The 14,763-nt window shown below is 59.9% G+C and carries 13 protein-coding genes; 6 read left to right on the top strand and 7 right to left on the bottom strand.

All coding sequences use genetic code 11. The features are described 5' to 3' along the window. Positions 1-173: 173 nt before the first annotated feature. Positions 174-977, top strand: a complete 804-nt coding sequence (locus tag GGR39_RS09860; protein ID WP_343055850.1) for an SDR family NAD(P)-dependent oxidoreductase — start codon at positions 174-176, stop codon at positions 975-977. Positions 978-1,190: 213 nt separating this feature from the next. Here GGR39_RS09860 and GGR39_RS09855 read toward each other — a convergent pair whose 3' ends face one another. The 4 genes from GGR39_RS09855 to GGR39_RS09840 all read right to left on the bottom strand — a co-directional run bounded on the left by GGR39_RS09855 (position 1,191) and on the right by GGR39_RS09840 (position 7,046). Next, a complete protein-coding gene (locus tag GGR39_RS09855; protein WP_183616974.1) occupies positions 1,191-1,940 on the bottom strand; it encodes a UTRA domain-containing protein in 750 nt (249 codons plus the stop codon). A 597-nt stretch (positions 1,941-2,537) separates the two neighbouring features. After that, on the bottom strand, positions 2,538-4,967 hold the full coding sequence (locus GGR39_RS09850; RefSeq protein WP_183616973.1) for a TonB-dependent receptor: 2,430 nt from the start codon (positions 4,965-4,967) through the stop codon (positions 2,538-2,540). A 295-nt stretch (positions 4,968-5,262) separates the two neighbouring features. Next, complete coding sequence (locus GGR39_RS09845) at positions 5,263-6,021, bottom strand: SDR family NAD(P)-dependent oxidoreductase (RefSeq protein ID WP_183616972.1); 759 nt, start codon at positions 6,019-6,021, stop codon at positions 5,263-5,265. Between the two features lie 65 nt (positions 6,022-6,086). Then, positions 6,087-7,046, bottom strand: a complete 960-nt coding sequence (locus tag GGR39_RS09840; protein WP_221226064.1) for a sulfotransferase — start codon at positions 7,044-7,046, stop codon at positions 6,087-6,089. Here GGR39_RS09840 and GGR39_RS17085 point away from each other — a divergent pair. Then, the gene (locus GGR39_RS17085) at positions 7,035-7,304 is read left to right on the top strand and encodes a hypothetical protein (RefSeq protein ID WP_221226063.1); all 270 of its coding nucleotides are present in this window, start codon (positions 7,035-7,037) and stop codon (positions 7,302-7,304) included. The two genes, GGR39_RS09840 and GGR39_RS17085, sit on opposite strands and share 12 nt — an antisense overlap. Before the next feature lie 184 nt (positions 7,305-7,488). Continuing rightward, a complete protein-coding gene (locus GGR39_RS09835) occupies positions 7,489-8,679 on the top strand; it encodes a DUF1214 domain-containing protein (RefSeq protein ID WP_246388602.1) in 1,191 nt (396 codons plus the stop codon). Between the two features lie 28 nt (positions 8,680-8,707). Here GGR39_RS09835 and GGR39_RS09830 read toward each other — a convergent pair whose 3' ends face one another. After that, positions 8,708-9,919 carry an MFS transporter gene (locus GGR39_RS09830; RefSeq protein WP_183616970.1) on the bottom strand — a complete coding sequence of 404 codons (1,212 nt, stop codon included), beginning with the start codon at positions 9,917-9,919 and terminating at the stop codon, positions 8,708-8,710. Between the two features lie 253 nt (positions 9,920-10,172). Here GGR39_RS09830 and GGR39_RS09825 point away from each other — a divergent pair, with 253 nt between their 5' ends. Then, positions 10,173-10,496 (top strand): putative antibiotic biosynthesis monooxygenase, encoded by a 324-nt coding sequence (locus GGR39_RS09825; RefSeq protein WP_183616969.1) that lies wholly within the window; start codon positions 10,173-10,175, stop codon positions 10,494-10,496. Between the two features lie 551 nt (positions 10,497-11,047). Here the strand turns inward: GGR39_RS09825 and GGR39_RS09820 are convergent. Beyond that, entirely contained in the window at positions 11,048-12,022 is a 975-nt protein-coding gene (locus GGR39_RS09820; RefSeq protein WP_183616968.1) for an alpha/beta hydrolase, read from the bottom strand. Positions 12,023-12,134: 112 nt separating this feature from the next. Here GGR39_RS09820 and GGR39_RS09815 point away from each other — a divergent pair, with 112 nt between their 5' ends. Together GGR39_RS09815 and GGR39_RS09810 are read left to right on the top strand one after the other, a co-directional pair. Next, complete coding sequence (locus GGR39_RS09815) at positions 12,135-12,932, top strand: SDR family NAD(P)-dependent oxidoreductase (protein ID WP_183616967.1); 798 nt, start codon at positions 12,135-12,137, stop codon at positions 12,930-12,932. Beyond that, entirely contained in the window at positions 12,929-13,603 is a 675-nt protein-coding gene (locus tag GGR39_RS09810; RefSeq protein WP_183616966.1) for an SDR family NAD(P)-dependent oxidoreductase, read from the top strand. Before GGR39_RS09815 ends, GGR39_RS09810 begins: the two co-directional genes overlap by 4 nt. A 5-nt stretch (positions 13,604-13,608) precedes the next feature. On the opposite strand, the gene GGR39_RS09805 is transcribed toward GGR39_RS09810, so the two are convergent. After that, positions 13,609-14,565, bottom strand: a complete 957-nt coding sequence (locus tag GGR39_RS09805) for an SDR family NAD(P)-dependent oxidoreductase (protein WP_183616965.1) — start codon at positions 14,563-14,565, stop codon at positions 13,609-13,611. Positions 14,566-14,763 lie beyond the last annotated feature (198 nt).

Genomic DNA, 14,763 nt, shown 5'->3' with positions numbered 1-14,763 from the left:
TCGCCGCAAGTGGGCACCCAGACCGGGAAAGATCATGTACGCGAAGCGCACGCCTTCCCAGCGGCCTGCGCGGGGGTTGATATCAGGGTTGAAGTGAATGGATCGGCAGGGTTGTAAGACGATGTATCACCGTGCGAACAAACCCCAAACGACGTCAATAAGTTGGAGAGCAGATGATGAATGGGCCGCGGCGATGGTTGATCACAGGTGTATCTAGCGGCATCGGCGCAGCGCTAGCTGATCTGGCGTTGGCGCGAGGGGATACGGTGATCGGCTGCGCTCGTGATGCGCAACGGCTTTCCGAGTTCGAAGCGTCAGCGCCAGGTCGGGCGATCGGCTTGCGATTGGATCTCAGCGTGGCAGACGCCGTGGGGCCAGCGTTGCAGCGCGTGATCGCCGCGGGGCCGCTGGACGTCGTCGTCAGCAACGCAGGTCAAGGGCTGTTCGGCGCATTCGAGGAGACGTCCATTTCCGAAGCCAAAGCGCTATTTGATATCAACGTGTTTGGACCGTGGGCCGTGGCGCAAGCGGTATTGCCGCACATGCGCGAACGCCGCGCCGGGCAAATCGTCCATATCTCCTCGGGCGTCGGCCTCACCGGCATGGCCGGCATGAGCGCCTATAGCGCCAGCAAGTTCGCCCTCGAGGGGTTGAGCGAGGCTTTGGCGCAAGAGATCGCAGCGTTCGGGATCAAACTCCTGATCGTGGAACCGGGTGCGGTCAAAACGCCGTTCATCACCTCCGGCACAAAGGAAACGGCCTCACGCATTGACGACTATGCCTTCATATCGGGTGAGGGCCGCTCCTCGTTGGCGGGATATTATGAAGCGTCGGCCTCAACGCCTCAAGCCGTGGCGGACGCCGTATTGGCCGCGATCGACAAGTCCGATCACCCGCTGCGGTTGCTCGTCGGCGACGATCTCAAGCAAGCGGTTCATGGCAAAGGCGAACACCTGGTCGCGATCGCCAAGGCATAAGGCAGTCGCAGGTCGCTCGGGCCGACTTGGGGGATCATCATATACCCGGCCTGTCTCGATGCGCCGGTCGTACAGGCTCGGTCAGTATCGGCATGGCTCGCCGGAAAAGGTCCGGGCGTCACTGCCAAGGAACTTTCCCCCCGCGCTTCGCCGCATCCACCTCAGACAAACCAAAACCACAGTCCCGGTCCTCTGGAACGGCGGCGGGTTCCTTCAACCCTTGAAATCAATCGCATAGCGGTAGCGTTCAGGGTGATAGCGAACGTACGCCACTTCGATCGGCGTATCCGGCTGTGCGTAATAGATACGCTTGACCCGCAGGATCGGGCGGTCTGCTGCGATGCCAAGATGCCGTGCCGCTTCGGCGCCTGCCACGTCCGGCTCGATGAACTGCTCGGCACGCGTCAGTTTCGCTTCCAGCGCCTGCTCGACCTGCCGCACGATCGGCACCTCGCTGCGCAACGAGGTGGCAAAGCCGGTGCCGACGGCTAGTGGCACCCAAATGTTCAGGAATGCGACCGGCCCCTGCCCCTCCAGGCTACCCACCAACTTGAGCCGAAACACATCCTCTCCGGCGGGTACCCGCAAGCTCTTGGCAACATCGGCAGGCGCCGGCTCACGCTGAATCGATAGTGGCGTAGTATCCAGCGCGGCGGCGGCGGCAAGGAACTCGCGCAATGATCCCGTGAGCTGGTTGTTCATGCCGCCCTTGATATCAGCAACGAACGATCCGACGCCGCGCCGCCGTTCGATAAGGCGATCATCCTGCAGCGCACTGAGCGCGCGACGGACGGTTATCCGGCTGACACCGTACTGGCTGCAGATCGCATCCTCAGTCGGCAAGCTAGCCCCAGGCTCAAATTCACCGCCGACGATCCGCTCTCGCAGATGTTGCTCAAGCTGATAATAGAGCGGAACCGGCCCCTCTTTTAACACTTCCTTCAACGCGCTAACAATTTGCACGGTCTTATGCCCTTATCGTCGCGCCATCCAAACGTGACATACTAATCACTCTTTACATCCGCGCCTAGCCGCCAGTCGGCGCAAACGCGCAAACCATCGCAACTTCGGCAGGCTGATTTCGCAAACAGGCTATCGTATCTTCTCGTTGCAGGGTCTGACCTGCCGTTTCTCGCTTATCAAGAGGATGGTAACACGCTTCACTCCGACGGTCCGCTCCCCGCTCTCATCCGGCTCGGGCACCAACGGGGGCGTCGGCGGACGTGGCGACCGCATCCGCGGTGTTCGAAGCAATGAAGGTGGGAGCTGCAGCACCATTCTGGCGCCAGCCGACTATGGCTCTAGTCTCTCGTCCGCGCCGTTGAGGCTTCGATGAAAGCCGGCTAATTCTCATCTTTTCGCCCCGGATCACGTCATTTCACGCTCCAAACTGCGGGTCTTCTGTGCAAACGCGATGAAAAGAAACGTGTTTCATCTCAGATTACTAGACCATGCACGAACCCGGTAGATCGGACATACAAAAGGCCGGCCCCCGTCAGAGAACCAGCCTGATGCATGCTAAATCGATCTTGCCTTATCGCTTGAGGCGAAACGACAGGATCAGAACTTCACCGATGCCTCGATACCATACATGCGCGGTTCACCGAAGGTAGACGCGGCATAGCCGGGGCCACCGTCCGGTGCATTCGGGCCGTTGCTCAGGAGATAGATGCCGCCCTGCTTGTAGTATGCCTTTGTCAGGTTGGTAACAAAAAGTGCGGCTCCGAACGGGCTACCACCGATGCGATCGAGGCCAATGCGCGCGTTGACGAGAGCGTAGCCCTTTTGATTTCCGATCGCATCGAAGTCATCCAGCGGAGTTTTGCTCCGATAGGTCGCGTTGACGTTTGCGGCCAGTTCGCCCATGCCTTCAAGTTCATGGGCATAGGTCAGGCCGCCGCCAAGCTGGTGCTTCGGCACGCCCTGCAGCGGGTAAGAGCCGTTGTCGCCCTTGATTACCTTGGTGTCAACGAACGAGTAGAACAAATTAGCGGAGAAACCGCCCGGCACGGTCAGATTTGCTTCGAACTCCCCGCCGTAATTGTGACGCTTGGCGATGTTGGTGGTGATCGTGTTCACCTGTCCATCGATCAGCAGCGCATTCTGTTGCTGGACGTTTTTGTAGTTCTGGAAGAATGCGGCGAGGCTGGTGGAAAGTCGCGCACCACCGAAGAAGAAGTTCTTCTTGATGCCGCCCTCGTATTCATCCACCTTTTCGGGCTGGAACGGCCGGAAAGTGACGTCGTTTTGAGCACGCAAGCTGAACCCGCCAGCACGATAACCGTGACGGAGTGCGGCGTACATGGTCAAGTCGCTGCTTGGTTCATATTGAATAGTAGCGTCATAGGTGACCGCGTCGTTCTTGAGAATCCGAGATTCCGAACAGTTTTCGATCGGGCGAACACCAAACCCGCCGTAGACGCACGTCGGTGCGCCAAGCAGGCTAATATAAAATGGATTCACCCGCGCATTGCGGACATCGTTGTTGTAGCGGATGCCGCCAGACAATTTAAGTTCGTCGCTAACTGAGAAGGTGCCGGCAGTATACACGGCCCAACTGCTCGCCTTGCCATAGCCGATTGTCGACTGGCGGTAATTCTCCGCAGGCCGGTTCAGGAAGAATCCGGCTTGCGCAGGCGCTCCACTGGCGAAGCCAATCGAGGTCAACTGCGGGAAGGAAAGCGGCTCGGCGCCATCCTGGCCCTTTTCACGAAAATAGAATGCACCCAACGTAAACTCCAGGCGCTCACCAAATGGTTTGCCCTGCATCTGAAATTCTTCGCTGATATTGTTGGTACGCGAAAACTGTACGGGTCCAATCAGTGCCGCCGCAGTCCCATCGTAGTCACTATGGTTGACGTAGCGGATTTTGCGATAACCAAAGATGTTTTTGAACGTTACATCTCCCGCTTCAAACGTAGTTTTGTTTGTAATGCCCCAGTTCTTAATGCGGTTGTAGGGCTGACCAGCCGTACCATCCAGCGTGTTGCCCGGCGTCCCCATGCCGCCGGTGTTGAAGCGATAACGGCCCAGCGCCAGGTCGCGGCTCAAGATGGCGTTGAGATCCTGCGTCGGTGCGCCCGCCGATACGGGGAAGAACGGCGAAGCGGCGATCTGTTGCCCGATCACTGTAGGCTGTCCGTTCAACGGATCAGTTAAAGAATACCCAATCAGCTTCAACGCGGAACTGTGTTCATTCTGTCGCAGGCGGTCGAACACTGTGAAGCTTGTGAACCGATCGAGGTTCAATTCGGCAGAGACACGAAAGGCATAGTAATGCTGGTCGTCATAATCGCGACCCGTGCTAACATCCCTGGTAAAGCCCGTGCGATCGCGGAACTTGCCGGCGGCGCGGATGCCAAACACACCTTCCACGACAGGGATGTTCACCATGCCGGTGATATCCTTGAGATCATAATTGCCGTACTGCCCGGTCAATTCGCCATGGTACTCGTTGAGATCGGGGTGATTCGGCTCAACCAGCACGGCGCCACCGGTCATGTTTCGACCGAACAATGTACCTTGCACACCCTTCAACACCTGCACGTTTTGCAGATCGTAGAATGCCGTGCCGAAGCCGTAAGTGCGAGGCGACACCACTTCGGCGAAGTAGGTGCCGACCGGCGGATCGGTGAGCAGCTGCGCTTCCTGCGTGCGCTGGCCGCGAATGGCATAGGACAAGCTGTTACGGCTGGTACCGTTTGCGGTCACCGAAAGCGAGGGCGTCTGATACTGCAAATCGAGTGCGTCGCGCACGCCACGAGCGGCCAAGGCCGCGCCGGAAACCGCGGTGATTGAGATCGGCACGTCCTGCAGGCTTTCCGCGCGGCGGCGGGCGGTGACGACGATATCACCCGTTGCAGCCGTGGCGTCAGTTTGCGACGTAGCGTCTACTGGCGCCTGTTGCGGCGCCGGGACGACATCCTGAGCGAACGCCGCTTGCGCCAGCACGATCTGGCTAACGCCTAAAAGAACAAGAGGAACCCTCATTACCACTCCTGAGATGTTTGTATCGCTGACGGATCAAAAATGTGATGGGGGCGGCTAGCGCAAATCCACCCTATGTTCACGCTGCGGCGCGGAACATCGTGTCGGCGATATGAGGGCGGGCACGAGCTTGGCAGGTGAACTGGCTTGACTGCGGCATTTCCGCATCAGCCTATATGATCTGCTTACGGTCGCTGAGCGAACATGATAGCGAAGTAATATAAAAGGCAGCGGGCCCTATGAGACCCGCTGCGAAAAGTAATCCTGGCCGGAATGGATTAACATCACCAACATACTTTCAGGGCATTACCATTCCGCCCTCGACGTTCAAGGTCTGGCCGCTGAGGTATGAACTGTCATCGCTGGCCAGGAATACGGCGACGGGGCCGATATCCTCCTTGGCGCGACCCCAGCGACGCAACGCTACGGTCTTCAGATTCTCTGCCGCTTCGTCAGGGAAGTCCACCAGCCACTTCGCTGCCGTCTCGCTGATGGCCGAAGGATTGATGACGTTGACGCGAATATTGTATTCGCCCAATTCCCGCGCGGCGGCCCGCGATAGCCCGCGTACCGCTTCCTTGGCTGCGGCATAGGCGGTGTAACCTGGAGCGCCGTACGTGCCCTGGCGCGAACCCATGTTGATGATCGAACCACCTCCGCGTGCTTTCAGATGCGGCAGCGCCGCCTGCATATGCCAGATCGAGCCGTATACACCCGAGTGGAACGTTTCATCTAGCACGCTGGTATTATTGTCCTGCAACAAGACGTTCTGGTGCGAGATTTGCGCGTTGTTCACCAGCACGTCGAGGCCGCCGAAAGTATCCACGGCAAGCTGAATTGTGCGAAACGCGTCTTCGCGCTGGCGCACGTCTGCCTGCAGGACTGCAACCTTGCCGCCTCGCTGCTCCAGATCACTAACAACCGCCTCCAATTTCGCCGACGAGCGGCCGCTCAAGACAAGGGATGCGCCTTCATCGGCAAAGGCCTGCGCGATGCCAAGGCCCACGCCTTGGCCACCACCCGTAATCACGGCCACTTTATCCTGCAATCTACCCATCGCATTTCTCCATTGTTCCCATCGCCTGAGATGAGGCGTTTACCTAAGTTTCTCTCAGTGATACTTTATTCATAAGTGTCGCCCAAATAGCGGCTTCGGTACTCGTCATAGTCGCCACTGTGTTGCGCCCAGTCTATGCCGAATGGTTCGAAGGTATAGCGATGGCGACCATAGCGATCGCCATTGTTCGCTGAATTTGCGAGCCAGGCGCGCATTGCTTCCTCCGCTTCGGCGGTCCACTCAAAACCCCAAGCCTCATAACAGCCGCGAAGGGAGGCAATCGGATCGCGGATGAAGGCGTTGAAATTGACATGGCGCACGCGCGGGTCGTCCATCCCGGGTTCTGCGATCACTGCATCGATGCGTCGCTTGAAATCAGCCAGATAGCCGGCGGCCATGCTGCGCCGATCCATCGCACCATCGGTGATCCCATCGTAGACGACCGCCGCGATCGCAAGATTGGAGGGAAGAAATGTGGCCGGCTCGCGGTGCGGAAAAAGGCATCGGGCATCCGGGAAGATACGAAACAAGGTAGACAAATGTCGCTGATGCTCGATCCCCTTCATGATCCAGCGCTTCTTGGGCAACTTCCATTGCTGATGCTGCATGAAGAGTTTGAGGAAGCGATAGGCATCCTCGAAATCATCGCTCCCCACGCGCACGGAAATCGCTGGGGCATCGCACAGCGCGACGGGATAGATATCGTGCAGGTCGAGAAGCAAAATCTCCTCATCCTCAATCAAGGTGTCGGCCAATTCGTCCCAATAGGGGTGCAGACTGAGGATGCCGGGGCATCGATCGCAGTAATGCTGCACCACGCCGGCAGCTGCCGCCCGTCGCCCTGGTGCGACTGGCATCTGCCCCGGCGGCGGCGAAGGTTCATGGACTTGCCAGGCCGCCACGGTCCGGTTTGCCGGATCCGCGCCGAGCAAGGCCTGCTGAATCGAGGTTCCTGTGCGCCCAAAGCCGATAACGAAGATGGGATCGACGATTTCTTCATTGAGGATTTCCGGGTGATTGGCCACATCGCGGGCTATACCCAGGCGGCGCGCCATCAAGCGCACCAGTTGGCGGCGTGTGGCGATCTGTTGATCCGTGGTGATGTCCGTATTGCTGCGGAAGCTGGCAAGAAGCGCATCCAGCCTGGCGCGCAGCCCATCTTCAATCAGGCCATACGTACCAGAGGCGATCTCTGCCGAAGCCAGTATCGACGCGGTATCAAGAATGCGGTCGGACATGATCTCTCCATGACGATTGAGCACCACCTCGCACGGGCGGTCTAGCCAGCTTTATGCAGGAACTTACGCAGGCCTCAAGCAGGATGCGAAGGGCTACAAATTGCTTTACCAGGTAAAGTAATCCGATATGACCAGAGCTGCCCTAGCGCAAGATTTTTACGCGCTTCCAGACCCGACCACGGGTGGTTTCAATGCACGGGCGAGAAGATTCCAATCAAGGAGCATTGTCATGATGACAACGACAGCCGATCAGGCATGGGAAGATTACCAAGCCGCGATCGATGAGGCGCGCCGCGTTGCGCTGGAGTGGAGGTTTGCGCAGTCTCCGCAGATGCGCACGCAGGGGATGTACTTCATTTCGATGATGCAGGCCTTCGGTTTCAACACCTACATGGCGCCGCGCACGGCGTATCCAACGTTCTTCTCGCACCTCATGTTTACCCCGGTGGAATACAACTGGGGCGCACCCAGCCCGGACTTTCGGTATCACTGGACCAAGATCGACGGGGCGCGCGATTATCGGATTTGGGGCAAGCGGGGAAACACCCCGTGGCTGCACATCCAGGCCCAGAAGGGGTGGTGGGGCGATGCCGATCAGATCAACATCGGTTCTTGGGATGTCGATCAGTTTGCCTTGGAAGACGATGGCACTTTCGAGATCATTGCCTCCCCCGACCAACAGCCAGGCAATTGGATGAAGCTTGATCGCAACGCGCCTAACACTTGCCTGCTCGTCCGCGACATCTGGGACCAGTGGGAAGGAGCGGAAGGCGCCACGATCCACATCGAACCTCTGGAGATCCTGCCGGAAGACAGCCTGCTGCTCAGCGAAGACGATATCAATCGGAGGCTGATGGGCATCGCCTATCAGACACGCTTCTCATTAGACACCTGGATGCGCATGATCGAGGAGGTTGACGACGCGGTCGGTCGCAACCGTTTCTGGCTGCCGCATGAGGATGTTTCAAAGATCGGTGGCAATCCCCTCGCTGCCTATGTGAAGATGCTTTATGACCTCAAGCCGGACGATGCCCTGATCATCGAGGCCGAAATTCCCGATGTGAAGCACTGGAGTCTGCAGCTGGCAGACTATTTCTATCAGACGACCGATTATCGGTTCCACCAGTCCTCCATCAACAACAAGCAGGCCGTCGTCGATACGGATGGCAAGGTCCGTATCGTGCTGTCGATCAAGGATCCCGGCGTACCCAACTGGGTGGATACTTCCGGCTTCCCGGAAGGTTACGCGCAATGGCGCTGGTATCTGAGCGATCGCTTCCCGGTGCCGGAAACCAAACTGGTGCCGCTGGCCAGCCTGCGCGATCACCTGCCGCCGGAAACGCCGATCGTCACACCTGAGGAGCGGAAGGCGGCACTTCTAGCCCGACGGAACGAAGTTGGGCGGCGCTTCCGCGTTTGACGATACCGTCTGCCGTGGGACTGCCTGATCAGGCAGCTCCCATGGCGACGGCGGGCCGGGCGTGTCGCCGCGATGCTACCAAGGCGAACCCGGCGGTGAGCAACACGGCCAACATCAAGTAGACGCTTGCCGGGCCGAACCGCGTGCCGATCGCCGTCGCCAGCATGGGAAACAGTGCTTGTGGCAGATAAATTGCAAAGCTCATCATCCCGGTCGCCGCGCCGCTGTCGCCCTCGGGACCGACCGTCTCCACCGCCGCCGCATATGCCGCAGAACCAAAGAGGGAGAGGCCGACAGAAATCAGCGACAATCCCACCATGGCTAGAAAGGACGATGAGGCGAGGAAAACGATCACACCGCCTGCGGCACACAACACGGGTGAAACCAAGACTACCCCACGCGTGCCGGCTAGTTTTTGAACTAAACCGTAGCTTCCGGAACCGACCAGCGAAAAGGTCGAGGTGATGGCCAGCATATTGCCAACCGCCGACGGGTCGATGATACCCACTGAGGCGAGGAGAAACGGCGCATAAAGGGTACTGCCCACCATCGTCCACCCCACGATCGCAGCGAGAAGCAACAGGCTGGGTGGCACTCCGCCCAAGCGCGGAGCGACACGGGGAACCGCCTTTTCGGATGCCTGCGGCGTGCCCTTATGACGCGGCAGGGCAAGCGCGAAAAAGCCTATCGGCAATAGCAGCAAGCATGCCAGAAAACCCAGTTGCCAGCTCTGCGCGGCCAGCGCGCCGACCATGGGAAATGCCACGATGCTGATCCCGCCGCCGATGAATGCGGCCAGACCGTAGAGGATATGGCGCTGACTTTCCGGCAGCCGGGCAATCCCAGACATCCCGGCCGTGAACGCACCCGCCACACCAAGTCCCATCAGAACGCGGAAAGGCAGAATCTGGATAAGGGAACTGCAGATCATCGGACCAAGGCCCGCCAGCAGGAACAGCGCCAGGGACGCTAGATAGACCGTCCTCACGCCCAAGCGTGTGACCAGCCGCCCTGCGAACGGTGACGCAAGGGCGAAAACCGGGGGCACGATACCGCCCACGAATTGCACCAGAAGATCTGCGTTCGGGGCCTGACTGAAGTGATCTTGGAGAACCGGCAACGCCGGTCCGATTGCGAATAGACCGAGCGCGATGAAAGTACCCGAAAACGCGAGAGCGACTTTGGCCGAAAAACCGACATGGCTCCAGGAATCGTCCTGCGCCGCCATCAAAGCTGACATATATCGCTCTCCCACGGCCGCCAGATCATGCCATTGACCCGCTTTTCACCGTATATCGCAGCAACACTGTCGCGCATCCCACACTTGCGCAAGCTGCCAATGCTCCACAATCAGCATGGCGATTATTCGAAAAACAGGCTTGTCTGGTTTAGACCCTGCCTGCACGTTGCCGCCAATTAGGCGACATTAGCCCGGCTGCATTGGCTCGCCCTGCCGCTGCGGTTCTGGTCGGGCAAGGAAGAGGAAAGATACGATGCGCTACCTGTTTGAAGTTTCATCGCGTGCGGTCGCGGGCCGTGAAGCGGAATATGAAGCCTGGTATGATCAAACCCACGTCCACGAAGTACTCGCCTTGCCCGGCTTCCTCAGTTGCGAACGGTTTGAGCGCAGTGCGCCGGACGGATCGGTGCAGGAGTTCGTAGCGATCTACGAAGTGGAGACGGACGATCCGCAGGCCCTGTTGCATTCCTTGTTCGCGGCGGCGCCGACGATGAAAATGACGGATGCGATCGACCAGACCTCTGCCCGCTTCGACGTTCTTCGGCCACTGGGCCAGAAAGTCTCTGCAAAGAACTAAGAGAACCGCGAGGCTCGACATCGTCGGCGCGAATTGTCGGGCCTCGGCTTGCCCTTCGCGCTTCGTGGCGAAAAAGCGGATGCGAAAGGCACAAATCGATTGCAAGAGGCAATCGATCTGAGCGCGCTGCGCGATAGCAAGGCAGAAATACTGGCCGATCAAGCCACGCCCGAGATCATGCTGCGGCACCACGGGAAGGCCTAAGGGAGGCTCGCCGCCTTATGAACAACCGCTACCGAACTAGGCGGGGCCACGCTTTTTCTTGCAGGGAACCACGGCAGCCTGGGCCCGGGGATCGATGCGCTGGTTCCGATCTAAGAAGTAATAGGGCGGGCAGCCGCGCCCGTGCTCTATCTGGCCACCATCCTAGCCGCGCAGGCGATCAGCGCTTGCAGTACCAGCCAGCAGTCCGAGATCTGGCTGAGTCGTATCTCTATGGATGGACGATCGCGGGCGGCAGCAATGCAGTGATGCGCAACGTCATCTCAGAACAACTGCTGGGAATGCCGCGCTAACGCGGTGCTAACGGGGGCTTAACGCCCCCTGCCCGCCTACCTGGGGGATAACACGCTCTGGATGAAGCTAACCTGCTCTGCCAGCATTTCCGCATCCTCAGGTGCGCCGAAGAACCCGCCATGTGGCATCGCCTCCCACACATGAAGCGATGCCTGAACTCCGTCACGCCGCATCGCCCGGTGTAATCGTACGGTATTAGAGAGAAACAAGTCGCGCGTTCCGCTCAGCAGCATGACCGGTGGAAAGCCATCGAACGTACCGTACACGGGCGAAAGGTAGGGATCGCGCAAGTCATGCCCGTTCGCGTAAAGCAAGTTTGCCGGCATCAACCGTTCCACCAACACGCGATCGAGCCCGTAGTTGGTGTGAAACGTATCACCCGCCTCGGTCAGATCCGCCTCGGGTGTGGCAAGGATTGCCCCCGCCGGCATTGTGACGCCTATGTCCCTCAGCTTCAGCAACGAGGCGGCGGCAAGGCCTCCACCGGCCGAATTGCCTGCAATCAGGATACGAGCGGGGTCAACCCGGTCAGCCAACCATAGATACGCCGCAATTGCATCATCCAGGGCCGCGGGGAACGGATGCTCTGGTGGCATCCGATAATCGGGGCAGAAGCACGGCAATCCGCTCGCTACCGCCAGAGACGAGGCCATCTTCGCGCCAGCGTCTCCTCGTCCATAGATATAGCCGCCACCGTGGAAGTACAGGATCGCCCCATCGTCAGCCACGCCGCCTTTCTGCGGCGTGGCCTCATAAACCACGCACTCTTCGACCGAATGCGCCGTCACATCGACCGGAAAAGTGACGGCTGCTAGCATTTCAGCCATCCGCTGATCCACAGTGGCGATATGCGCGGCCCAGTCCGCGGGCTCGTTCGTCTCGGGCAAGGGCTCCAGCGCGAAGGAAGGTGTCGCCAGAAACTCACGCGCTTGCTGGCTGATGGTTTCAGGAAGGGGCACTACCCGCTCCGGCTGCCGATAACCCTCTAAATCGGCCTGCTGTGTTTCCATCACCCTACCTTTCATCTCAATTGCGCAGGCGATGTCATCGCGGCTATGATACCGCCGGCGCCTTCTCATACTATCCCTTGCGCTCCCTTCGGAGCCGATGGAGCATGGTGGCATGACACAACTTGCAGGCAAGGTCGCCATCGTTACCGGCTCTACTCAGGGTCTGGGCGAAGGCATCGCAGTGGCGTTGGCAAATGCGGGAGCAAGCGTGATCGCGAATGGCCGCAGTGCCGCGCGAGGTGCGAATGTGATGTCGCGGCTCGGCGAGATCGGCGGCGATCATCGGTTCATCGCAGCCGATGTCTCGATCGAGGCCGAAGCCAAGCGCCTGGTCGAAGAGGCCGCCGCACACGCCGGCAGGATCGATATCCTGATCAACAACGCCCAATCGATCGCGCCATCGGCTCGGCTTGAGGACGGCGGACGATCGGCCGCTTTTGCCGAAACCCTGGCGAGCGGCCTCTACGCCTCTCTGTGGACCGCACAAGTCGCCCTACCATTCATGCGGACCACAGGGGGCGGACGGATCGTAAATTTCGGTTCGATCAATGGGGTTTATGGCGCAAAGTTCGGGTCGCACTACAATGCTACAAAAGAGGCGATGCGGGGCCTTACCGCTACGATGGCCAATGAGTGGGGCCAATATGGCATCACCGTCAACATGGTGCTGCCGGCAGGACTAAGCCCCACATTCGAAGCCTTCATCGCGCTTGATCCGGCCCGCGGAGAAGCAATGGCGCGCCAGCATCCCATGCGTCGCCATGGCCGGTCAGAGGAGGACATCGGGGCCGCCGTCGTCGGCTTGGTTTCCGATCATGCCCGTTTCATCACCGGGCAGGCGCTGTTCCTGGATGGCGGCGCGAACCTGCTGGGATTGCCGCAATTCAATGTGCTGGAGGATGCGGTATGACGCTATTGCTGGAAGGGAAGCGTGCAGTCGTGGTGGGCGGTGACGCGATCGGATGCGGCATCGCGGAAAAGCTGCGTTCGGCGGGCGCAGAGGTCCACGTGCTCGCCATCACGGACACGTTCTATCCCGCCGAGCTGGACATTCTGGTTTGCAACACGCTGGGCGAGCCCCATCCTGCCTTCCTCGTCGATTGCGACGAAGAGGCGCTTCGCCGATCCCTGGACGGCGTGGTCGCCGCCGCATCGGCGATGCGGACGGCACTTCCGGCTCTACAGAAGGCGCGCGAAGGCCGCATCATCCTCATTGGCCATCGCTATGGTATCGCCACGGCAGAAGGATTGGCCGCATATGGCAGCGCAGCCTGGGCATTGAACGGACTGATGCGGTCAGCCGCCGTCGAATGGGGCCAGTACGGCATCACCACCAATCTGCTGCTCCCGGCCGCCTCCACGCCGGAACTGGAAGTGGCACAGCAACGCCGTGCGCGCCTGATCGACGTGATGACGGGCCAACTCCCCCTGGGCCGAATGGGCGACCCTGTGGAGGACATCGGCGGCGCAGCTCTCTACCTCGCATCTGGTGATGCGCGCTTCGTCAACGGCCAGGTCGTGCACGCGGATGGAGGCCAGCATGTCGCCGGCCCGGTGCTGAGCCCGATCCGTTATATATGATCCGATCATGTCAGCGCATCGCGCGCCAAACCCGGTCCTGATTCCCGTCCAAAATCCGCCGCGACCGTATAGAGCGCCATCTCGTCGCCTTGCGACCCGACCGGGCGGGCATCGGCAAGATCAACCACCTGCTTGATCGACGTGCGGACTCGCTCGGGATCGATTGCGTGGGCGATAATGCCGTCGTTCTCGACGAAGCCCAGCCTGGCAATCCGCCCCGCCCCGGCGGAGAATACCATGCCGGTCACGTCAGATTGCTCGGATAGCAGGTAGAGAGCCGCCGCCACGACCTTCTCGGCCTGAAAGTTGTCTCGCATCCAGGCGACGAACTCAGGGTCGGGCACTGCTTCGATCATGCGCGAATAGGCGCATGGCATCAGGGCGTTGACCAGGATGCCATGCCCCGATCCTTCCAGCGCCGCATCCAGCGACAGCCCGATCATGCCCGCCTTGGTGGCGGCATAAGGTGAATTGCCACCGATCCCCAGCGCGGCATTGGAGCTGATGTTCAGGATGCGGCCGTATCGCCGTTCCGCCATCACGGGCCAGGCGGCGCGCATCAGTAGATGCGGACCGATTAGATTGGTCGCATAAACCGTGGCGAGGCGCTGAGCGCTGGTCTGCGTGATCGGTCCCGGCGCGGCGATCCCGGCATTGTTGATCAGAATGTCCAATCGACCGAAATGCTCCTGGGCCAGCGCCACCATACCTGCAGCCGCTTGCTCGTCACCCACGGCATCCCCGTTGGCCACGGCCTTACCACCGGCGGCGCGTATTTCGTCGACCACACCTTGCGCACGCGCGACATCGCCCGGCACCCCCATCATCGAGCCGCCATAGTCGTTAACGACGATCGCCGCACCACGGCGCGCAAGTTCAAGGGCGTAAGCGCGGCCCATGCCGCCGCCCGCCCCCGTGACGAGCGCGACGCGTCCGTCAAATCGCACCGGATTGCTCTCCATGGCCGTGCATCCTCTCGCGCGTCTCAGCCGCTATCGCGTAGGGATGACCCAGCCTCGCCCGGTTCGCAACCCACGACCTCTCGGGCTTGATCGCACACGTGATGTTCGTCAGTCTGGACCAGATTACATGCGGTGCAAGCTGACAAGAGCCATCGGGTTTGGCAGGCCGCAATGCATCATTTGTTGTCATTCCTGGAG

It is taken from the genome of Novosphingobium fluoreni (assembly GCF_014196615.1).
Lineage (GTDB): Bacteria > Pseudomonadota > Alphaproteobacteria > Sphingomonadales > Sphingomonadaceae > Novosphingobium > Novosphingobium fluoreni.
This window is presented reverse-complemented; position numbering and strand designations above follow the sequence as displayed.